We start from the raw sequence: 20569 nt of genomic DNA on the forward strand, positions 1-20569 counted from the left end.
AGTGCGGGGCCTTGATTGGTAGGGGGGTCGCTAATAAATGCGTTGAATCAAAATGCTTTTCGGGATCATAGAACCTCGATTGAAATCCTGAGCATACGTTACGACGATATCCGCTTTAATTTTTGCGTCAGTTGCCGCTTTCCCGGGCTCCAAGCCGTCAGCAAAGTAGAGCGGCAGTCGCTTATCAGCAGCGATCGTTGGTAGGCTCGCCTTCCACCCTGACTCAATCTTATCCCGGTCAAGAACCTTGATTTCTACCTCAACCTTTTCGTAACGGTGATCAACATCGCGGACCCTGAAGTCTGCTTGTGCCGGAGCATCGGTAGCAGCTTGGTGAGAGAAGGAAATGCCTGAGGACTTGTCCTTGCCGACGTACAGACCACCGCCATCCTCGCCCGCTGCTGGGCTGACGAAGTTCAATGCAGCTGAGACCACCTTCTTCTTGTCGCCCGTCATGGAGGCGTCAATCGCTTGAGACAGACGTTCTTTGGACACGCCAGTCGCATCTGCGCCGATGTTGATAATGACGTTATGGTTCGCCTGGATACTGGGTGTATCGGTCTTGGTGAATGTGTCGTAAGCCGTGATCGCCTGGCTGGCGATCAGCAGGACCGCCAGAGAAGCCAGCCCTCCTAGCGCCGCAACCTTCGCTGCCTGACCCATTTTCGTCCCCTTAAGCCACTGTTGAAACTTCTTCTTGTCCTCCTCTGACAAGAAGGAGATAGACATTTCCAGAAGCTCTTTAAGGCTTCCGGACTCGATCTTCTCCACCTTTAGCGAGTGAAGATCGATTTCTGTCCCACTCAACTCACCAAGCAGCAGGGGAACCTTAGCTGCAAGCCGCTCCAGTGCAAGGAGGGATTTGACGATCTCATCGATCGGAATTGGCTGTTTGCTTTCGTAGTAGAACGAGAGGGGAAAAGTAAAGGTTATCGGCTCAGACACGGCGCTCTCCTTGCAAGAGGCAGAAATTTACCTTCCCTGCCAGCAAAATGCCATCCGGTCCTGCAAACGAAAAACCCGGCATATTCGCCGGGTTTGATTGCTACTCCTCAACAACGCGCAGGAATAACAGGATGGGATTAATTTCGCTCATCCGCTCACTGATGTCAACAGACGATTACGCAGCCCGCTCAATCAGCAGGCCTTCGGCCTCCAGGATGTCAGCAGCGTGTGCCAGGGCTTCATTGACTAGATCGTCTGCGGCTCGACCGATATCCAGACGCCACCGGCGCCGGGTCGACTCCGGAGTGCCGTCGTTATCCCAGGTGTTCATGTCGTAGAAGCTGTCCTTCAGGACAATCATGTCGGCAGAGCGAGTTTCTTCCTTCTTCGCCTTGGCCTGACCGGCCGCCACTGCCGCCTTCACCATCGACTCCTGGCGCCACGCCGGTGCATCAAGCGGGATCTCGACCGACACGGACGTCGCCACCTTCTGCCGCGCCCCCTTGAGCTGGGGAATGGCCCAGGCAGTGGTCGCCTTGAACAGGAACAGCTTCGGTGCCGGGGTACTGATCAGAGCCTGCAATGCCGAGATGGCTTGCACCTTCCGCCCCTTGTGGGTGCTGTACTTGGCCACAAGCGCATTCCAGTATTTAGGCTCTAGTCCATGGTGCAGTCTGGCCGATACCCAGCAATCCACATGGGTGCGGTCGATGGTTTCGGCTCCGCGGGAACGAACCAGGGTAGCCAGATCACCGCCCTCCTCCTCATCGGCCGAGTTGTACAACTTCTGCCACGCCTGCTTACTGGTGTTGTCGATGGCTTCGGCGGCGAGGGCCGAAACAACTGCGCTTAGAACGCCTGGGTAGATCATGCTGCAGCCCTCTTCAGTTCTTTGATCTTTTCGCGGTACTCGGCCTTGATGGCCTTGATCTCTTCGACGGTGTATTTGCGTGCTGGATGCGGACCTTCCAGCCAGGCCAACTTCTCGGCGCCAATTCGCAGCAGGAGCGAAAGCCGGTAGTTCACCAAGTTGCCGGACAGGTGCGTGTTACATGGGGCGCACTGCTTCCAGACGTTCAAGGGTTCGAAGCGGATTTCTGGGTTCGCGCCTACGGTTCGGTAATGGCCGGCGTGATACTGGCCGTCGTGGTGCCGTCCGCAGCTGACGCAAGGCAGATCGGCGTCGCGCAGGCGTACCCATTCGTTAACGGCGGCCTGGGCTTCTCGGAGATGATCCGCCCTACTCTTCAGTCTTTCCTTGCTGGCCTTGATCTCCCGGCGCTCGAGCTGGGCCAGAGCCTTATGCGCGCGCCCCTGGTTCACGTCCTTGATGGCCAGGCCGCAACGTGGACTACACACCGCCTGACCCAGGCGCTGCGGAGCGAAACTGATGCCGCAGGATGGGTTCTTGCACTTCTTAGGCTTGGGCGTCTTGGTGGCCTTCAGGGCTACTCGCATCAAGCAAAACTCCCGATCTGGTCAGCCGCGGCCAGGGCAGCGCCTTCGGTATCAAAGTGCGCGGACAGCACCAGGCGCCAGCAGGCGTTGAAGACGTCGCGATAAAGGGGCTCGAACTGGGTGTCATCCATGCTCGCCCAGCTGATGGACTTGGCCTCTTTGCGGACGCCGTCGGGAGTACGCACCAGGTGGAAGTGGCCGGCCTCGATGGTCACCCACTCGCGGAAGGCTTCGCGGGACTTGTCGACAGCGGGGAAGCGCTCTGCGCGGGCCTGCTCAAGCCCGGCGATGTAGGCATCAACCGCATTCGATAGCTGCCCTGGTTTTCCGTTCTGCGCCTCGAAGAACTTGGCCAGGCCGCGGATGCCACGCATCTCCTGGCGCGGGATCAGGCCCCCGACAGGCTCCCAGTATTCCCAGGCCAGATCCAGCATTGCGAAGAACTTGCCGTGGAACCGGGCGTTCCTCATCTTGGTGAACTTGCCATGTATGACCTGGCCCGCCTTCCAGCACTGGATGGTTTCCCGGTCTGCCTCGGTGGCCGGCACCAGGCCCTGGGCGGTGCGAATAAGGGCGAGCTCAGCCATGGTTGGCCTCCTTGCGTAGAGCGGCAGCGATAGCCTTTCGAGCCTTGCGCTTGCGCAGATATGTGTCGACTCGCGCAGCCTTGACCTTCTTGAGGCGCATGCGCTCATTTCGGGCCTTGGCCGCGTGGACAATCTCACGAACCTCGGCAAGCTTCTTGCGCAGGCTGGGTGAAGCTTCAACTGGGGAACCAGTGAGCAGACCGGCTATGGCCTGACCGTCAGAGGTGATCGGCGCAATGCGCAGGTCGGCCAGGTACTGGGTGCCTGCCTGTTGAGTGATCAACTGCATCCGGACAGCTGACTCGATAGCGAGAACTCGGCGACCAGGATCAAAACCCAGGGACACAGACCAGGACACAGGGGCCGCTTCAGCTCGGGCGGTCTTCACAAGGCGCGCGTATGCGTCCATGAACGCCATACGAGCTCCCACCTTGTCACCCAACCTGAGGATTGGCGCTGCGGCGGTCATGGCCTGCTGAATCTCCGAAGTCATCACCACGGTCTCAATCTCATCGGCAGCAGTAAGTGCAATTGACCATGCCTCATCCTTTCCCGGGCGCCCATCGGCTGCTTGGACGCGCTGCATGATTTCGCCCATGACCAGCTTGCCCTTCACCTCATGTCGGCAGGCCTTCAGCGCTGCACGAACAACAAACACCGGATAAGCGCACAGATCCTCGGCCATGATCGCCGCGGTCCCAGGGCTCATCTCATGCCCCATTGCCTCAGCAGTGGCAACGATTGCAGCCGACAGACCGGCGACCTGGGCGTCGTTCATTTCAAAGGTACTCATTGCGCTCTCCCGACTGGCGCCTGGCCAGGACCAATTGAGCGGCCTGCTCAGCGGCGGAAAGGTTTGCCTCAGTGCGCTCCTGCTGGCGAGCGGTAGCGCCATTGACGCGCTGACCAGTCACCCACTGGGTGTGGTAGCTCTCGGCGTTGGCGAGCAGTTCGTTGAGGCTGTGGCACTTGCGTAGGACGGAGGCGTCGCTGGTTTTCAGGTAGTGAGCAGCGACGTGGTGGGCAACATCGGCGCCGAGGCGATCGACCAGTTGGCCGAGCTGGCCACCGACCTTGGCGTTCCATACCGGCCAAGTGCTGTAGCGCTTGCGGTAGGCCATTGCGTAGTTCGCCCAAACCTTGAAGGTTTTGCAGGACTGGTCTTTGGGGCCCGGCATGTCAGCGGGGATCTCAACCCGTGGCGTATTGGTACGATCCACCACCAGCACCAGGTTGCGGGCCGGCTTGCCGGAGCCGCTCTGCAAGTCCTGACTGGTTTCCTGATTGGTATCCTGATGGTTGGTATCCTGATTTGTCGGATTTTTTTCCGATCCAGGATCGGATTTTTTTCCGACCTTGCCCGGAGTTTTATCCGAGGTAGATCGGATTTTTCTCCGAGCTGCGTGCTCTGGAGGGGTCGGATATTTTTCCGAGCCATCAACCTTCTGATTCCACTCAATCGCCTTTTCGGTCAAGCGAAACAAGGTAATGTTCGAAGTGCTGGAAAGCTCAATCAGGCCGGCCTCTTCCAACGCCTTCAGCATGCGATATGCGGTATCAGGCTTATCGGTTAGAAGCGGTAATTCTTCGATGATCTTGGCCTTGCTCAACGCGAAAAAGATCCCGTCATCAGTCTTGATTGGCTTGGTCCAGCTCGGGCAGCCGTAGATAAAGGCGAACAGCAGGGCCTGCTGAGAATTCAGCCCCCACTCGAGTGCCTTCACCTGATTGATCGTGATGGTGTATTGCATGTCAGGCCTCGGCCAACTTGTACTGAGCCCACAGCCCAGCGACCCAATTAACGCCCTTGGGGGTGAATTTGGACTGATTGAAGGCGTGCCCGTTGCCCCCGGTGCCGGTCTTCACTTCAAAGCGCCCAGCATCGATATGGGGCTGATAGGCCTGCCACTCCCCGCCCATGCGGTACATGATTTTCCTGTCCAGCAAGAACTCACGGAATCGCGATTCGTTGGCCTTGAGCAGCTTGGCCACCTGACGGAAGCCTTTGAGGCCGGTGGCGTCGACATAGCGATCAACGAAAGCAATCTTCGGTGCCGCATCGATCAGCGCCAGGCTGGCCTGCTGCCGAAGCTCGAACTGTTCGGCCCAGGCACGAGCAGCTGCAGCAGGATTGGTGAAGTCCGGCAGAGTCGCGATGACGCGCGGCCCTTCCAGCTCTTTCAGTTTTTGCAGGACGGTACGTCGGACCGCCTTGGACTCACGCATCCCGACGAGCATGCCCTGATCCAGGGTCAGGTCATAACAAGCCATCTCAACGCCGCTTTGGGGGTGTGCAATAAATTTGCACTCCCCCAACTCATCGCCGAGCTCGTCTTGAACCCGGATGATGAACTGATCATTGCGGACCTTCGTCTCGCCGGCCTGAGTGCGGGCGGCGTTCACCATGTCGCGGAGCTCGATACTCGAAATACTCCGCGCCACATTTTGCGAGTTCTGAAAACGTGGCGCGGCACTGCTGAGGGTATTGCTCGAATTGGGTTGGCTCTGCATAATCAGGTCTCTCTAGTTTTACGAATAAGCCGACCTCGACCGTCGGCTTTTTTGTGCCTGGATTTTCGGTGGCTTCTACTTCTTAATGGCCCGGTAAAGCCCCCTATTTGAATGGCGCGCTTTGCAAAAGCGGTTAATCACAACGACATTCACTGTGCTCATTCCCCCAAAACCCCGCGCATGCGCGGAAAAATCAGGCAATGGACTTCAACGGCCGGGTCGAAGCGATTAACTGCTCAGCCTTACGCCTCAACTCCCCTGCCCGCGCCTCAACCTGCCGACACTGCTTCGCAAACGCCGGCAGGAGCGGTAGGTCTTCCTCGCTCATCACCTGGTCGTCAAAAACCTCGCTGCCGGTGTCGATAACATCACCGAGGGCGCGAACCAATGCACCAAAGCTCTTGTTCGCACATTGCTGACTCTGCATCTGGCGAGCCCCTATCAAGCCGTGACGGCTGGCGAGCTCGTTGATGCAGTGGTCGCGGAATTCAGGCTCCAGAGCATTGACCCATGGCTCCTCCAGCCAGGACGGAATTTCCTGATCGCCTGACAGCCAGCGCTGCACACGCTTCAGCCAGCGGCCGGCGGCCTTCACGAACTCACTCACATCGTTCAGGCGCGCAAGCTCCTCGAAGTCTGGAACCTTGGCCTCCTTGATCCGTGTCCCAGGAATGCTCGTGTAGATCTCCCGGCACAACGCCTGGGCGAAGTCGTCCTGACTCAGGCTGGTGCGGGCGACCTGGTTTGCGGCATGCGCTACCAGCACCTGGTCACGGGTTTGTGCGTTGTGTCTTGGATTGGACGTTTCCATGGGGACTGCTCTCTTCTAATCTGGACGTACTGAGGAGATGAACGGGACAGTCGCTCAAGCGACCATCTCGCCCCAGGGAAACGAAGGGCAAAGCTGCCCCCTCTTAACTTCGCCACCTGTAAGCGCCTCGATTTGAAGCGCCCTTGCTGCCGGAACGGGCCGATCTCCTGAACACCACTGGCTAACAGTCGGGGTTCGAACATCAAGACGGCTGGCCAGCGCTGTTTGGCTGCCCAATATCCCGGCTGCCTTCCGAACCGCTTCTGCTGGTGTCATAAGGAAACTCCGGTTTGTCATGCACCAAATATAAGGCATTAGCTAATCACGAACAAGCCATTGCCTAACCAACAATCAGCTAGGCTTAATTAGGCAATGCTTACAGGAATAGAATTAGGCGCAGCCATCGAGCGAGCTCGGGTCGCCAAAGGCGTAACAAAGAAGAGGCTCGCCGAAGATTTCGGCGTGGCCGGCCCATCCGTCCAAGGCTGGGTAAAGACGGGCCGCATCGATAAATCCAAGCTCATGGAGCTGATTGAGTATTTCTCGGATGTCGTCACCCCTGCGCACTGGGGGTTGAGTGAGCGCATGGGAGATATTCTGAGCGTCGCTGAAGCTCCAGCGACCAACGACTCCTCACCAAAGGCAGGCGTCAAGCTTTCAAACATCGAGACCTGGGACGACGCGACTCCCCTTCCCGACGACGAGGTCTACGTCCCCTTCCTTCGCGAAGTAGAGCTGGCAGCCGGCTCTGGCCGGTTTGTGATCGAGGAAAGTGACACCGCCAAGCTGCGCTTCTTCAAGAGCGATCTGCGCCGTAACAATGTGCAGTTCAGCAATGCCAAGTGCGTGATCGCCCGCGGCAACAGCATGTTCCCCGTGCTACGTGATGGCGCCACGGTCGGCGTGAACACTGGCAAGAACTCGCTCGGCGATATCGTTGATGGCGACCTCTATGCGATCAACCACAATGGCCAGCTTCGTGTGAAGCAGGTCTATCGCCTACCCACTGGACTGCGCCTGCGAAGCTTCAATCGTGACGAACACCCGGATGAGGACTACACGTTCCAAGAAGTCCAGGAACAGCAAATTTCGATCCTGGGCCATGTGTTCTGGTGGGGGATGTTTGCTCGCTAAAACAAAGAAAACTATCCCCTTCCTAAAAATAGACTCATTAGAAATTCGATTACAAGGATCGTAAATGGCACACCTGAGAGACTTGGAAGAGTTAGTTTCTAGTATTCGAAACACAGAAATGAAAAACTACATGCGCGAAGCTATGTCTTGCTATATGGCGGGAGCATATAGAGCATGCATTGTACTTACCTTCATCGCAATGTTCGAAGACATTTCAAAAAAGCTCGAAGAACTAGGAAAAATCAACAAAAAGGCTAGATCCATCAGCCAGGAAATTGAAAAAAGAAAAAACGAGCAAGACATCTTTGAAAGCTACCTCCTTGATCAGCTAAAAGCCAATAATCTAATACCAGCTATCGATCATGATTTCTATCAGATAATCAAGACCCTTAGAAATAAGTCGGCTCACCCTTCTGGGCATAGGTGTAGCGCTGAAGAAGCGAGATTTGTAATCTACGAGTCAATCACAAGATTCATGTGCCACCCTAATTTCTCGACGACCCAAGCGTGTGATGAAATTTTATCACGCATCGGAGATAGTAATTTTTTCCCGTCTAATTTAATTTCGGCCACAACGGAGACGGTTAAAAAGGAAATCTCTAACGTACACGAAACTGCAGTCCCTTATTTATTAGAAAAAATTATTGATAAATATTTAACATCAGAAAGCTCCACGCTCCGCAATTGCGAGTTCTTTATAAATGGCCTCGCCAGGATAGACAGAGAAGACATCTGCACAGAAATAAAATTGCGATTGATTGAGAAAAAGATAACAAACAAAAACTACCACAATATAATTTTCTCCTCCATATGCGCAAATGCAAAACTTCTAAAAAATATTCACAATGTCACCCTCTCAAGAATCAAGCCCCTACTTTCAGAAGCGATATCAAATAAAAACCCTTCATCTTCAGAGACCCTTTTCGATCATCCTGCCTCCTTTTTTAGATCAATAGTTGAACAGGATATGGCTCTCTTTATTACTGAAAACCTCCTCAGTGAATTCCAGTCTTTCATAGAAAAGTTCCCATATAGCAAGTTGATTCTTAAAGTTGGCCTACCACAAGAAAACCTCTATGACTTGCTAGCCAAGAATCTGCTCAATCTTGCAGGATCAAACCATTTTGATACGGCAAACTCATTTATTGAACATGTCAATGAGTTAGACGAGATCACTAATAACCTTTTATTACCCAAAGATTGTTTTGAGTTAATCGTCCAGATAAACTCTGCAGCTGAAACGGGTGCCTGGAGATCAATCAGGGTCAGGGATTCAAACTTTTCAAGAATCCCCAACATAAAGGCCTCTGCTCTCTCCTTCATAAGCTCAAGCAGTGAAGACGCGCAACAGATTTGTCAGCGTGTTTCTGGAAGAGGTGCGCCATTACTCAGTGACCTTTCGGCCCGCCTCATGGCTTAGAAATTCTGCAAGCTTGCCACCGTCGGTAACGAGCGACCTTCCATCGCTGGCACTACCAAAGCCCGCCTAATGCGGGCTTTTTCATGCCTAACAGAAAATAAATAGGCATTACCTATTTACATAAAATTAGCCTATGCCTAATATCACTCTCAAGCCAACGCAATACCGGCCCAGCAGCGAAAGCCGCGCCGTTCTTTAACAATCTGATGGACGCCGAGCTGGCCGATGCATAGCCAGCGGACGTACCGCGCAACGGTACGCAGCGATTCGACCTCATGTCGGCGCTGGGCATAGGAGACCTCATTCGGAGGGCGTAGCTGGAGAGGCTGCGTGGTGGAAAGTAAGCGCTTGGCTTTGGGGCCTTGACCCCGTGTCGCGCTGAAAGACATCGACGGGAAAGCGACCGTTGGCCTATGCAAAAGGAAAGAGTTTACCGGCCCGTTGAGTGTGGGCCGGATGCTCTCCAAGAATTCTTCTTCGAGGGATTCTCGGAAAGCATCAGCTCGAACTACGCTGCCTGTAGCAATAGAACAGGTGGATAGCCATGAATACGCCGAGGCTACACAACAGTGGAAATCGCTGGAAGAAATCACACTCCTTCCGTGGTGTATCCGTTAAGAAAGCCGAGCTCTTGAAGCTGGAGGACGCCTTCATCTGTGGAGCGAAGTCAGATAGCACAAGACTGTTAAAGACTAGAAAGCAGGTTCTCAAGGAATTCATGCTCAAGGCTCCCGATGATTTCGAGGTGAGAGCGAAGGTCGAGCAGATCGAGGAAGCGCTTTCAGCGCTGAAGCATGTAGAAAAGGCTAGGCGAAAAGCCCAAAGAGCAACTCAAGACGACCCATCAAGCAAATACTTTGGCGCGCCAGACCTTGGAATAAAAACAAAGGATAGAAGTACAAGCACCACCCCAGCTCAGGTTGTTCGCGGCGGCGGGACCGGTCTCGGAAAGGGCACTTGATCGGCATGGGGTCGGATGCCTTTTCACTCTCCTGCATTCACTTCCGCTTGCCAAGCCCAGGGGCACCGCCTTGCACAATGTGCACCGAAGAAAACGAAACCGACTTCCGCGGATGAATTCCCAGGTCAATGGCTTCAGATAGCTCTTTGCAGTGATCACATTGCACTGGCACAAAATAGAGCTCCTTGTCTGGTTTCGTAGGCTTACCGCAATCCCGGCACTTAACCATTCGCTCCATCACAGGAGGGGGTGAGTTTTTTGCTGGATTCTTTCTTTTAGCCGCTCTCCTGGCGGCACGCTCCGCTTTCTTGACTCGCTTTGCCTCTTTGTCTGCCTCTTGGGCAGCAGTGATGTCGATCTGAGAAAAGACCTTTCTCAGCTCTCGAATCAACCAGTCATCGTCCATCTTCAAGCCCTTCCGCTGGGTGATATCGATAGTAGCAATGAGTTGACCGAACTGGCGAATGACCCGGTAGGAGGCGCGAGCAATACGGAAAGCATCACTGAGCAGCCTTCTCGCGAGGGCTGCTTGGGATGACAACCACTTGGAAATAAATTGCATGGCCAAGTCTTTCAAGCAAATGATCAAAGACGGGGACCTGAAGCGCGCTGACGCGATGAAGGCTCGCCTGGAAGATCTCCATGAAGAGCCCGGTTTCAACCTTCGCGCCGAAGGTGAAGAACTGGAAGAAAGCATCAACGCACTGGCGGAGTTCATCTTCGCCGGCGGCCAGATTCCGGCGCTTGAAGTCCGGCCTCGCGCTGAAGGAGGAATGTGGGTCGTCGATGGTCATCGCCGTCGTCGCGCTTACCTGAAGCTCGATCAAGCAGGCCGGCTTCCCAGGATTCCGAGCAAGGATGACCCCGAACGCCTGGAGGCCTGGATCTCGATTGTTCCTTTCGAGGGCAACGACGCGGAACGAGTGGCCAGGGTCATCACCAGCCAGGAAGGAAAGAAGCTCTCTCCTCTTGAGCTTGCCGACGGCTACAAGCGGCTCACTGCATTTGGCTGGACGCCCGATCAGATCGCCAAGAAGGTCGGCAAAACCCGCCAGCACGTCGAGCAAGTGATGACGCTCGGCAACTCCAACACCGATGTCCAGCAGCTGGTTGCTTCCGGCCAGGTGTCCGCAACAACAGCAGTGCAGGTAGTACGCCAGCATGGCGAGGCAGCAGGCAAGGTGCTCGGCGGCGAGCTGCAAAAGGCCAAGGCCACCGGCAAGTCAAAGGTAACCGCTGGATCGATGCGCGGACCTACAACACCGCGTCAGCGGCTCGAGGCCATCCAAGCAGCAGCACAGGAAATCTTCAAAGCATTACCCGATGGTTGCCTTGATAGTTCAGGGCCAGAGATCAGCCTTCCCACAGCACTACTCCTCAAGCTCCAGCGAGCGGTTAGCGAAGCTGCCTAGCAATTCAATTGCATAGAACAACCAGCGCCACGACAGCCTGTCGTTAACTGCCCGATCCCTGGGCAACCAGGACGCATCGGGGTGTGATCTGAATGCGCAGGCTGATGCGCTGATAGCGGCTACAGCAGCCCCGGTTGCTCGGGAAACTCTTGAAAAGACGCCGTTTAAAAGTCTGTAGAGCAACCAGACTAAGAAGTCGGAGATCAGCACCGGCTAGATCACACCCCGATGCGGCACCATTTATCTAAGCCTGAGCAGGGCCACCGATAATGATGTTCTTGCTTCCGCATTTGCACACGGGAACTCGAGCCTCGGATCGCCCTCGATAATACTCATAATCGCTTTCTGGAACTGTATCGAAGCCCTGCCAGTGCTCTTCTGTTCTGCCAAGGTCATCCGAGCTGCTGACCTGCACACCTTCGTGACCGCAATCCCTGCATGTCGCTTTACGACTGCTATCTGACCAACTCATGTTGACCTCCTTTTCTTGTAGAGCTTCCTGAAATTTAGCAGTCCTTTTTACTTTTACCCTTCCCCGACTAATCCCGAATGCACTCCCCTCCGCGCCCAACGGCAACCAGCGGAGCGGATGAGTGCATCCGAGTTTTGTTGGACCAGCACCCGCCACTCTGGAGGCAATCATGTCAGCACTACGCAAGGCACAGCTCGAATACGACAACCGTATGCCGCCACCGGTAAGCGATGACGACCTGGCCGAATCGGAATGGCTTGAAGCAAACGCCGAACGCCTGCTGATGGGTTACCGGATTTCCTGGGGCTACCAGCCTTCAGAACGTGGCGAGGTCACCCAGGCGGACTTTGCAAGGGCGGTGCAGGACCACCTGAACCAGCGTCAGATCGATGGTGAGGACCAGCAAGACGCCTTCGGCCAACTGGTGATCGGCGCCATGGGCTTTCGCAGCTCGGGGCTCCTGATGGATCTGGCGGTGTACCTGCTTGGTAAGAAGTCAGCCTTGAAGGACATCGCGCTCGAGCTATTGAAGCCCCACGCCGAGGCTGCCGTAGCCTTCGAACAGGAGCGGGCACGCTTAGAGCGGGAGTGCGGGTTTTGAGCCCTCACATCCTCATCGACCAGGCCCTCGAAGGCGTTGCCGACCCCAGCAGCGAGTCGGACATCGATGTCCTGGTGCAAGGCCTGATCACCCGCCTCTTCACCGATGGCGCGATCACCACTGACGAGTTCAATCACTACTGCAAGCGCTTGATGGATGCCTGTCAGAAGCGCAAGGAGGCAGCATGACCACTTCCCCAGTCAAAACCCTGATAGACGAGCAGCTCGAGGACATCACCGCTCATAACCTGCGCGATGCCTACAGCCTGGCCGAACGCCGGGGGTTCTATGGCCCACCCGTTGAGCAGTATGCAGAGCCAGGATACCGCGGGCGAATGCTGCAGGTTTTGCGCTATCGCGTGGCCCAACTGGAGCAACGGCAATGAGCGGCGCCGGCGCACACAAGCGCGGGCAGCAACTGGCGATCCGCTGCGCAAAACTGAAGCGCGAAGGCGTGTCGCTATCTGAGATAGCACGCCTCACCAGCATCAACAAAGAGCAGGTCAACGCCAAGGTAACGCTGGGTGAGCGGCTTCTTTCGCTGGAGGAATCGCCATGATCCCCGTTTTCGCAATCGCCTGGTTTTCCTACGTCTATCTCAGATAGATCTCCGCAGCATCCCCTCACCGAATTTCACAGCGCCCCTCAAGGATGGCGCGGGAGACACTCATGTCCACGAATATGCGGATCTGGGATCAAGTCAACACGACTGATCCGAGTGCCACAAAGAGCTTCACAGGAATGGGCGGCTTCAAGGGCACGGCCATCAAACCAACCTATCTGATGCGCAAAGCCACCGAAATTTTCGGCCCATGTGGTGAAGGCTGGGGATGGACCATCCTTGAAGAGCGATTCGACGAGGGCGGTCCTTTGCAAGCGCCAACTAAGGAATGGCCCACCGCGCCCCTCATCAACGCGAAAGTCCACACCGTGAGGATTGAGCTTTGGTACCAAGGCGAAGGCGGAAAGAAATGCACTGTGACGCATTACGGGCACACGCCGTTCGTTCTCCTGCAGCAAGGCAAGATCATCACCGACTGGGAAGCGGCAAAGAAGTCGCTCACGGACGCCATCGGCAAATGCCTCCAGCCGCTCGGATTTGCCGCGGACATCCACATGGGGTTGTTCGACGACGCCGCTTATGTCGAGACGGTGCGCGATGAGGTCGCGATCGCCAAGGCAGAAGACAAGCAGGAAGAGATCGACCGCCAGCAACAAGAGCGCCTGGATTACCTCAAGTCAGTGATCGAAACCATGGGTGGCGCTCAGTCGGCCCAGGAGCTGAAAAAAATCCACGACGTTGCAGTGCGCAAGCTAACCACGCGCAAAGACACCAAGGGCGCCGAGCGTATTTCGCTGGAGTGGAAGCGCCTCACAGATGCCGCAGCCAAGGAGGAAGCAGCATGACCCTGCTCTACGCCTTGAGCGCTCAAATGGCCGAGCTCGCGGCCCTCGAGGATACCGACGACGAAGGATTACGCCAGGCCATTCAGAACACCATGGACGGCATCCAAGGCGAATTCGAAGTGAAGGCCGAGAACGTCGTCATGTTGTGCCGCAACATCCAGGGCGACATTGACGCCATCGACAAAGAAGTCGATCGCCTGAATGAGCTGAAACGCATCAGAAAGAACACCGTCGGCAAGCTCGACGAATATCTGCGCCGCAACATGGAGGCCGCCAACATTAAGTCAATCAAACGGCCGCTGTTCACCATCACGCTGGCCCTGGCGCCGGAGAAGGTGATCGTCGACAAGGAGACCGACATCCCGGACGACTTCATCGACACGAAGACCGTTTTCTCGCCAGACAAGCGTGCGATCGCCGCCAAGCTCAAGGAAGTACGTGAGCATAACGCTGCGGTACGCAAGCGCATGGACGCGGGCGAAGACGCGGAAGCAGAGCTTTTGGAAGAACCAAACTGGGCCCACCTGGAGCGCGGCGAAAGCTCGATTCGCATCAAATGAGGCAATCATGACCAACAACTACATCCTGGTCCGCTCTGAGCGCCAGGAAGAACTCGAGGCAGCTAAGGCTGCCTTCTTCATGTCTGGGAATAAGATCGAGGTGCTTGAGTCCTTCAAATTCAAGCCCCGAGACCCGCGTAAAGACATTGATAGCCCGCTTAGCAAGCATGGCTCGCGAGGCAAATTCAAACGCACCAGCGAAAGCCACTTCAAGCGGCGCCTGGCCTACGTCGACACAATCCACGAGTTAGCCAAGACCATGACCATCGACCAGGCCATGGCCGCCACTGGAAAGTCAGAATCGGCCATGCGCCGGGCAGCCCATGAGGGCGGCTTCATATTCAAGAGCAAGACCGTGGACAGGGAGCGCGACTTGAAGCTCATTGAGCGTCTGACCGCTCTACGGGACGCTGGAGAGTCGCGCATCGCTGCCTGCAGGAAGGCTGGCATATCAGACTCACTCTTACGCCGCCTGGAACTCACCTATGAGTTCAGCTTTCCCAAGCGTTGGGAGAAGCGTGCTTGAAACGGATCAACAACCAAGTCCGCAAGCGCCGGCGACAGGCATGGCTGGAGTTGCCGGCCAGCGGAATTGAAGAGGTAGGCCATGGCCAAGACTGGAAAAGAGCGATCAGCGAAAACCGCCGAGAAGCGGATCGAGTACGACGAGAAGGAGTTGCGGCACAGGCTCCGGCTGGGTACCCGGCAGAAGCTTGAAGAGTTGATGGCCTGGAACGGTATCGAAGAGATCAGCGAAGCAATTCAGAATCTGATCATCAACGCTCACGCCCTGGGCCCCAGCCTCTCATACCAAGCAATCGAATGTCCGCGCCACAAAGTAACGGTTAGCGAAAACGTGGCGCGGATGATTCAGGCCGCCGGGCAGCGCCAAGCATCACGGCTCGACGCCGAAGAGGCGTAGCAGGCACCAGTCGGCCCTAGCTCGAATAGCCACTCAAGTGCTCTTAAGAAAGTACGAGAGCAAAGCTACCGTCACAGCAGCAACAAAGCTAAGCCCCGCGGATGTGAGCAACCTCTTGGTATCGGACCATCGTGCTTCGAAGAACTCAATGCATTTTGGGCCTATATAGAAATAGGTCCCCTCATGATCACCGTCTCCGAGAATAGTCACGTTTTCATATGACTGGTGACCGGGGCCTTGCCTGTAGCACTGAAGAGTTTTGGCAATTATCGTCTCTCGGAACGGCTCATCAGGATTGGGCTGAGGGCCAGTAAATCCGAGATATCCTGCATCAACCAATGCGACCACAGGATAAAAGTCTCGGTGATCGCCAGTCTCGCCTTCAATGTGCTTAACCAATTCCATGGCCGTCATTGAATTGGAAGCATAGATTTTCTTCAGGAGTTTCTTCAAAGATCTCTTCATGACGGCATCCCAGATGTAAAGCCGCTAGTAGACCCCCATCCGCCCCCAAATTGCCACCATGCCGCCACCAGCACGGAGGGCAGCGCATGCATGGAGAAAGCCATGAGCAACTACAACTGCGCGTATGTGCGTGAGCATTACAAGGTGCCGGCCGAGGTCGGGCGCCGAGTGATCGCCAACGGCGAGCCTGGCGTGATCATGGCTGACCGCGGCCACTACATCGGCGTCATCCTCGACAGCGACTCGAAGAAGCGCATCAGGAACTACCACCCGACCTGGGAAATGCAGTACGGCGAGATGGCGGACAAACTACCGCTGAAGAGCTACCAGGTGCTCGTCTCTGGCTGAGGCTGGTGGGACATCACCAATCGAACCATTGTCCAGGTGTTCGCCAGCACGCCATCACAGGCCAAGTACAGGGCCTATGAGCAGTGCGAGTACCACGATATCGAATACATGTTCGGCTTCAGGGTTCGCCTCGCCTGACCCTCCGGTGCTGCCCGCCAGCATTACCAGCAGGCAGTTAACCTTCTTCAGTTACCCCTTCTTACCGGCCGGCGCATTACCTCGATCGCCACCAGACACTTTGCCTGTTGTGCTGGGCCAGTTTCCGCCTGGGCCTGGATGACTTGAAGGACCGCGAGAGGAACCGCCAGAGCCTTTGCCTGCACTTCCAGAGTTACCAGAACCTTTACCGCCGCCACCTTTGGACATGATGACCTCCTTGGATATGGGAACCGCCCCTGAAGGGTAGGTCATTCCAAGTACCTACTAAGGCCGCCTGTCCGCATCCCCTACTTCAACGAATCACGCCAGCCAGGCCACGGCCATCGGCTGCCCGGAGAAACCTCATGAGCACATTCGCAGTCTTCGGCATGACAGCCGGTGTAGCGCTGACTGAGGCCAGGAAGATCACCAAGACCACCAAGCCAAGCGGAAAGGCTGGCGCCCCCCCCTGGAGCTGACGCTTGCAGAGTGGAATGAGGCCGTAGAAAAGCAGGCCGCGGCCATCTTCGACGGCGAGAAGGTAAAGCAGCTCAGTCAGCTGTTCGATGCACCTCAATACTCTCAGCAGTTCATAGAACTGGCCAGGAAGGCCGGCCCCTGCCGAGATTTGCGGATCAGGGCAAAGGCCGTGCTTACAGATGCCGAGGGCAAGCCCGTGATCAACCCCAAGACCAAGGCGCCTGTGGTCGAGTGGACTGACTGGCACCCATCAACCGCGAAAGTTGCGCAACTAACCACCAGGGCAAGCCTTTCATCAAGACCCAGTAGCTCACATGTGCGGCAACAGAGTGAGGCCGCCACCTATAGCAGCGCTAGCTAAAGCAAACGGCCATTGGAAAGCGCAGTTACGCTCAGTCGAATCGATTAACCATCCCGCCGCTTACCTACTACTACAGCGCCGCGCGTGATCGAAAAACCAACATCACCGACATAATCACCATTTTTACGGGTGCAATTCTCTGATTGCCCCATAGCGATGGGCACGACGTTAATCACGTCATAGCCCGCCTCATCGTACCGCTCGTACATCTGCTGCAGCAGTGATGCGTATTCATCGAAGTCGACATGCCTGTCGCTATAAACCTCTTTGCTCTTAGTGCCAAAAAAGCCTGCGGGTTTAGTTTCGCTTGTCAACGATGCGTAGAACCACTGAGTGATGAACTTACCAGTCATGGAGCCTCCTGTTTTCAGCCATTAACGATATCAAATTAATGGCGCCAAACAACCTCCATAAAATTCATAGGTATCCCCATGCCCACAGAAACCCAACACCTGGAGCAGCGAGTAGCTGCCCTTCAGTCAGACCTGAACAAGAAGGACGAGCAGATAGGCGCTCTGACCTTCAGCGACAACGACCGCGAGCTGTCTCGCCGGAGTTGGTTCGATGAAGCGAAGCGGCTAGAGAAGGAGTGCGAAGGACTGAAGGCCGATATCCGGCTCTTGAAGTCTGATCTCCGCATCGCCAACGACACTGTCGCCCTGGGCGTCAAGTCCCTGGCCGAGCGGGATGCGCTGCTCGAAGGATTCGCAACCGAGTTGACGCTCGCCATAACTGATTCGCAGGTTCGGTCGGCAATGACTGCGGTCGGCCGCTCAAAGATTATTCAGCTCTTGAAGGATTACAACGAGCGAATCGACGCCGCCCTATCCGCCAGCGCAGAGCCGAAGTCGTGTGGCGCCTGCGCAAATGGCTGCATCAGTGGCTGTCAGCTGGAAAAAGACAGTCCGCCGAGCGCGCCGGCTGAGCGATCGCCTAAGGACTATGCCATCGAGCATGCCGAGTACATGGCCAAGTCAGCTGATGACGTGTTGGAGAAGTTCCAGGCATACGGCCTGGCTCTGATGGCCGTAGATGAGGGTGGCGACGACGGTGAAGGCGAGCTATTCGAAGCGATTGATGACGCCCGCGGCGATCTGCAGGAGTCTCTGGTAGATCTGCGCAGCATGGTTTACGAGTTCCGCAAGCGCTGCGCCCGATTGAGCGCCAAATTCTGACAGGAGTACATTTGTACTCCTCCCGCAAAAACCTCACCCCTTCCCCACTTTCAAGTCAGCCGCAGCAGCGGCAAGGACAAGTCATGCCTGAAGAAATGCAGAAAGCGTGGCCAGACCACTACCGCTACATCGACACAATCGGACCAGATGGCCTTGAGGTCCACTGCATCACCTACCAGGTGATTGGCGAAACCGCACAGTGCTACTACATCGGCGACAAGCACACCTGCGACCTCGTCAAAGGCCCGCAATACAGCTGGACCGACGACGCAGTGAAGAAGCGCCGTAAGCGCGTACTGAAGGAAGGTGGCACCTGGGGGCGGCGCTTCGCCTATACCGACAAGGCGCTTGCTTTGCGCTCGTACAAAGCACGCAAGTCCTGGCAGATGCGGCATGTCCAGTTGTCTCTGGAGCGCGCCCAGGCAGCTATCGGGTACTTCGGCAATCTTGAAGTCGAAAGCACGATTCCGACCGTGGCCGTGACTATCCCGAACGACTACATCCAGGGCTTGGATTGGGGGGATTACTGATGATCATCCCCATCCCCTACATGGCCTACCTGATCTACAAGGGGCCGCGATGATCCCGCATACAGGCCAGATCCGGCGGCAGCTCGAATCCACACTAATCCTTCTGGCTGCCTGGATTCTGGGCTCGCGCAACGTAACAAGATCCGGGGTCGTCTCGCGTCGGGACAACAACGAGATATTCGAGATGGACTACGAACTACGAGCTATCGCCCGCCGCATCCGCAAGAAATACAGCGAGTAACCCCTCCCCTCAACAACTCTGCCTGCCCATGACCTCGGGCGAGGAATCCCTATGCAACCCCCAATGCACAACCCGCAATCGCGGGAAAACGAAGACTTTGAATTCATCCGCCTACCTGAAGTCCGACGCATATCAGGCCTTAGCACATCAACCATCTACCGGATGGCAGGCGGTGGAAAATTCCCGCGTCAGGCCAAGGTTGGAGAACAGGCTGTAGCCTGGGTTCGCTCGGAGGTGGAGCAGTGGGCGGCCAGTCGCGCATCAGCACGCAAGCAGGCGTAGCTTCTGCTAAACGCCCTCCAACCTATCCAGGTAGTCGGCCCAATCCTGCATCATCTTACGTCTCTGCTCGACGTACTCAGCGTGGTTGTACGTCTTGCGGACCTTCCCCGAGCTTGCATGCGAAAGCTGCGCCTCGATCCAGTCCTCGTTGTAGTCCATCTCGTTCAAGGCCGTCGATATCGTTGCGCGGATTCCGTGCCCGGTTAGCCGGCCTTCATATCCCATGCGCTTCAATGCCATGTTGACCGTGCCGTCGCTGATCGGCTTGCTAGGGTCGCTTCGACCCGGGATCAGCAGCTTGTAACGGCCGGTCATCTGATGGACATTGCGCACTTCCTCTACCGCCTGCCGCGACAGTGGCACCAGATACGGCGGTACCTTATCCCCTCCTTTTGCTCTGATCACCTTCTGCAGTTGCTTCACACCCTCTGCGGGAATGGTCCAGAGCGCATTGTCCAAATCAAACTGACTCCATGTCGCATTGCGCAGCTCACCGGTACGCACGCCAGTCAGTAGCAGGATGCGTATTGCACTTTTCGTGTACGCGGCACCGTTGAACTGCCGCAGAGCCACCAGGAAGTCCTTGAGCTCACTTTGGCGCAGCATCGGATTGTGCTTCTCCGGCGGCTCTTTGACAGCAACGATGTCCAGGTCGGATGCCGGGTTCGTGTCCATGTACCCGGAAGCGATCGCGAAACGAAAGATCTCGTTCAGCCAAGACCTGCACTTGCGCGCCACGTTCAAGGCGCCCCGGGCTTCAATGCGCCGCATGGCGCTTAGTACATCGGAACGCTTTACGTCGGCCACCGGGATCTTGCCCAAGGATGGAATTAGGTCTTTTTCCAGGTAGAGGCGAGATTGGGTAACACCTCCTTTCTTTGCGGCAACCATGCGGGGCGACTTGAATGCATGCCATTCGTTCGCAACGACCTCAAACGTTTTCACGGCTCCGGTGGTGGCCATGCGCTTCTCATCGCGTCGCTCCGCCCGAGGGTCAATGCCCTTCGCGACAAGGGTTCTAGCTTGGTCGCGGCGCTCGCGCGCTTCTTTCAGTGTGATTTCGGGATAGGTGCCCAGGGATATGCGAGGCTGCTTTCCATGCCATGAGAAACGGAAGTGCCACGCTTTCGTGCCTTTGGCGGCTACGAATAAGGAAAGGCCCGCGGTATCGCTGAGGCTGTAGTCCTTGTCTTTGGGCTTTGCTTGCCTGACCGCCGTGTCAGTGAGGGGCATTAGTACATCACCATGAGCTATCTAATTCAGATGTGCTGAGCAATGTACTAAAAATATTGAGAAGGGGTGAGAAGAGATAGCAAAGGCTGAAAGCAAAAATCCCCGCAGGCATTGGC

28 protein-coding genes and 1 pseudogene are annotated in these 20569 nt (G+C 56.0%); 16 read left to right on the forward strand and 13 right to left on the reverse strand.

The features are described 5' to 3' along the window. Positions 1 to 30: 30 nt before the first annotated feature. From J4P02_RS22680 to J4P02_RS22720, 9 genes are all read right to left on the reverse strand, one after another. Positions 31 to 945 (reverse strand): hypothetical protein, encoded by a 915-nt coding sequence (locus J4P02_RS22680; RefSeq protein ID WP_346625053.1) that lies wholly within the window; start codon positions 943 to 945, stop codon positions 31 to 33. A 175-nt stretch (positions 946 to 1120) separates the two neighbouring features. Then, positions 1121 to 1816: a hypothetical protein gene (locus J4P02_RS22685; RefSeq protein WP_426194440.1), complete on the reverse strand. Its 696-nt coding sequence runs from the start codon at positions 1814 to 1816 to the stop codon at positions 1121 to 1123. After that, positions 1813 to 2403 (reverse strand): recombination protein NinG, encoded by a 591-nt coding sequence (locus J4P02_RS22690; protein WP_426194442.1) that lies wholly within the window; start codon positions 2401 to 2403, stop codon positions 1813 to 1815. The genes J4P02_RS22685 and J4P02_RS22690 overlap by 4 nt, the downstream gene beginning before the upstream one ends. Beyond that, positions 2403 to 2990, reverse strand: a complete 588-nt coding sequence (locus tag J4P02_RS22695; protein WP_426194444.1) for a DUF1367 family protein — start codon at positions 2988 to 2990, stop codon at positions 2403 to 2405. Before J4P02_RS22695 ends, J4P02_RS22690 begins: the two co-directional genes overlap by 1 nt. Next, positions 2983 to 3783: a hypothetical protein gene (locus J4P02_RS22700; RefSeq protein ID WP_426194446.1), complete on the reverse strand. Its 801-nt coding sequence runs from the start codon at positions 3781 to 3783 to the stop codon at positions 2983 to 2985. The genes J4P02_RS22695 and J4P02_RS22700 overlap by 8 nt, the downstream gene beginning before the upstream one ends. Further along, positions 3770 to 4741 carry a phage replication protein gene (locus tag J4P02_RS22705; RefSeq protein ID WP_426194448.1) on the reverse strand — a complete coding sequence of 324 codons (972 nt, stop codon included), beginning with the start codon at positions 4739 to 4741 and terminating at the stop codon, positions 3770 to 3772. The genes J4P02_RS22700 and J4P02_RS22705 overlap by 14 nt, the downstream gene beginning before the upstream one ends. 1 nt (position 4742) lies before the next feature. Beyond that, positions 4743 to 5501 carry a phage antirepressor KilAC domain-containing protein gene (locus tag J4P02_RS22710; protein ID WP_426194450.1) on the reverse strand — a complete coding sequence of 253 codons (759 nt, stop codon included), beginning with the start codon at positions 5499 to 5501 and terminating at the stop codon, positions 4743 to 4745. Positions 5502 to 5694: 193 nt separating this feature from the next. Beyond that, a complete protein-coding gene (locus J4P02_RS22715; RefSeq protein ID WP_426194452.1) occupies positions 5695 to 6312 on the reverse strand; it encodes a hypothetical protein in 618 nt (205 codons plus the stop codon). Positions 6313 to 6366: 54 nt separating this feature from the next. Further along, a complete protein-coding gene (locus J4P02_RS22720) occupies positions 6367 to 6627 on the reverse strand; it encodes a transcriptional regulator (RefSeq protein ID WP_426194454.1) in 261 nt (86 codons plus the stop codon). Between the two features lie 57 nt (positions 6628 to 6684). Here J4P02_RS22720 and J4P02_RS22725 point away from each other — a divergent pair, with 57 nt between their 5' ends. From J4P02_RS22725 to J4P02_RS22735, 3 genes are all read left to right on the forward strand, one after another. Then, positions 6685 to 7446, forward strand: a complete 762-nt coding sequence (locus J4P02_RS22725) for a S24 family peptidase (RefSeq protein WP_426194456.1) — start codon at positions 6685 to 6687, stop codon at positions 7444 to 7446. A 64-nt stretch (positions 7447 to 7510) separates the two neighbouring features. Continuing rightward, positions 7511 to 8866 carry a hypothetical protein gene (locus J4P02_RS22730; RefSeq protein WP_426194458.1) on the forward strand — a complete coding sequence of 452 codons (1356 nt, stop codon included), beginning with the start codon at positions 7511 to 7513 and terminating at the stop codon, positions 8864 to 8866. A gap of 544 nt (positions 8867 to 9410) precedes the next feature. After that, on the forward strand, positions 9411 to 9827 hold the full coding sequence (locus tag J4P02_RS22735; protein ID WP_426194460.1) for a hypothetical protein: 417 nt from the start codon (positions 9411 to 9413) through the stop codon (positions 9825 to 9827). A 37-nt stretch (positions 9828 to 9864) separates the two neighbouring features. Here J4P02_RS22735 and J4P02_RS22740 read toward each other — a convergent pair whose 3' ends face one another. Continuing rightward, positions 9865 to 10389, reverse strand: coding sequence for a hypothetical protein (locus J4P02_RS22740; RefSeq protein ID WP_426194462.1), 525 nt, complete (start codon positions 10387 to 10389; stop codon positions 9865 to 9867). Here J4P02_RS22740 and J4P02_RS22745 point away from each other — a divergent pair. The 9 genes from J4P02_RS22745 (at position 10388) to J4P02_RS22785 (ending at position 15200) form a co-directional block, all read left to right on the forward strand. Beyond that, positions 10388 to 11239, forward strand: coding sequence for a ParB/RepB/Spo0J family partition protein (locus J4P02_RS22745; RefSeq protein ID WP_426194464.1), 852 nt, complete (start codon positions 10388 to 10390; stop codon positions 11237 to 11239). The genes J4P02_RS22740 and J4P02_RS22745 overlap by 2 nt on opposite strands. 641 nt (positions 11240 to 11880) lie before the next feature. Beyond that, the gene (locus J4P02_RS22750; RefSeq protein ID WP_426194466.1) at positions 11881 to 12312 is read left to right on the forward strand and encodes a hypothetical protein; all 432 of its coding nucleotides are present in this window, start codon (positions 11881 to 11883) and stop codon (positions 12310 to 12312) included. After that, positions 12309 to 12500, forward strand: a complete 192-nt coding sequence (locus J4P02_RS22755) for a hypothetical protein (protein WP_426194468.1) — start codon at positions 12309 to 12311, stop codon at positions 12498 to 12500. The genes J4P02_RS22750 and J4P02_RS22755 overlap by 4 nt, the downstream gene beginning before the upstream one ends. Then, complete coding sequence (locus J4P02_RS22760; RefSeq protein WP_103407569.1) at positions 12497 to 12697, forward strand: hypothetical protein; 201 nt, start codon at positions 12497 to 12499, stop codon at positions 12695 to 12697. The genes J4P02_RS22755 and J4P02_RS22760 overlap by 4 nt, the downstream gene beginning before the upstream one ends. Continuing rightward, positions 12694 to 12870 (forward strand): hypothetical protein, encoded by a 177-nt coding sequence (locus J4P02_RS22765; RefSeq protein ID WP_426194470.1) that lies wholly within the window; start codon positions 12694 to 12696, stop codon positions 12868 to 12870. The genes J4P02_RS22760 and J4P02_RS22765 overlap by 4 nt, the downstream gene beginning before the upstream one ends. Positions 12871 to 12980: 110 nt before the next feature. After that, the gene (locus tag J4P02_RS22770) at positions 12981 to 13718 is read left to right on the forward strand and encodes a hypothetical protein (protein ID WP_426194472.1); all 738 of its coding nucleotides are present in this window, start codon (positions 12981 to 12983) and stop codon (positions 13716 to 13718) included. Next, positions 13715 to 14278: a siphovirus Gp157 family protein gene (locus J4P02_RS22775; RefSeq protein ID WP_426194474.1), complete on the forward strand. Its 564-nt coding sequence runs from the start codon at positions 13715 to 13717 to the stop codon at positions 14276 to 14278. Before J4P02_RS22770 ends, J4P02_RS22775 begins: the two co-directional genes overlap by 4 nt. Positions 14279 to 14285: 7 nt before the next feature. Next, positions 14286 to 14804 (forward strand): hypothetical protein, encoded by a 519-nt coding sequence (locus J4P02_RS22780; RefSeq protein WP_426194476.1) that lies wholly within the window; start codon positions 14286 to 14288, stop codon positions 14802 to 14804. 81 nt (positions 14805 to 14885) lie between these two features. After that, positions 14886 to 15200, forward strand: a complete 315-nt coding sequence (locus tag J4P02_RS22785; protein ID WP_426194478.1) for a hypothetical protein — start codon at positions 14886 to 14888, stop codon at positions 15198 to 15200. 33 nt (positions 15201 to 15233) lie between these two features. On the opposite strand, the gene J4P02_RS22790 is transcribed toward J4P02_RS22785, so the two are convergent. Beyond that, complete coding sequence (locus tag J4P02_RS22790) at positions 15234 to 15665, reverse strand: hypothetical protein (RefSeq protein ID WP_426194480.1); 432 nt, start codon at positions 15663 to 15665, stop codon at positions 15234 to 15236. A 102-nt stretch (positions 15666 to 15767) separates the two neighbouring features. Between J4P02_RS22790 and J4P02_RS22795 the strand changes: the two are divergent. Continuing rightward, a pseudogene (locus J4P02_RS22795) lies at positions 15768 to 16151 on the forward strand (hypothetical protein). Between the two features lie 885 nt (positions 16152 to 17036). Here the strand turns inward: J4P02_RS22795 and J4P02_RS22800 are convergent. Next, positions 17037 to 17345: a hypothetical protein gene (locus tag J4P02_RS22800; RefSeq protein ID WP_426194482.1), complete on the reverse strand. Its 309-nt coding sequence runs from the start codon at positions 17343 to 17345 to the stop codon at positions 17037 to 17039. A gap of 78 nt (positions 17346 to 17423) precedes the next feature. On the opposite strand from J4P02_RS22800, the gene J4P02_RS22805 reads away from it, so the two are divergent. The 3 genes from J4P02_RS22805 to J4P02_RS22815 all read left to right on the forward strand — a co-directional run bounded on the left by J4P02_RS22805 (position 17424) and on the right by J4P02_RS22815 (position 19220). Beyond that, positions 17424 to 18167, forward strand: a complete 744-nt coding sequence (locus tag J4P02_RS22805) for a hypothetical protein (RefSeq protein WP_426194484.1) — start codon at positions 17424 to 17426, stop codon at positions 18165 to 18167. Positions 18168 to 18250: 83 nt separating this feature from the next. Beyond that, a complete protein-coding gene (locus J4P02_RS22810; protein WP_426194485.1) occupies positions 18251 to 18697 on the forward strand; it encodes a hypothetical protein in 447 nt (148 codons plus the stop codon). Positions 18698 to 19001: 304 nt separating this feature from the next. Then, positions 19002 to 19220, forward strand: a complete 219-nt coding sequence (locus J4P02_RS22815) for a helix-turn-helix transcriptional regulator (protein WP_426194486.1) — start codon at positions 19002 to 19004, stop codon at positions 19218 to 19220. 6 nt (positions 19221 to 19226) lie between these two features. On the opposite strand, the gene J4P02_RS22820 is transcribed toward J4P02_RS22815, so the two are convergent. Continuing rightward, complete coding sequence (locus tag J4P02_RS22820; protein WP_426194488.1) at positions 19227 to 20453, reverse strand: tyrosine-type recombinase/integrase; 1227 nt, start codon at positions 20451 to 20453, stop codon at positions 19227 to 19229. Positions 20454 to 20569: the final 116 nt, after the last annotated feature.

The organism is Pseudomonas sp. NFXW11, from assembly GCF_049887815.1.
Classification (GTDB): domain Bacteria; phylum Pseudomonadota; class Gammaproteobacteria; order Pseudomonadales; family Pseudomonadaceae; genus Aquipseudomonas.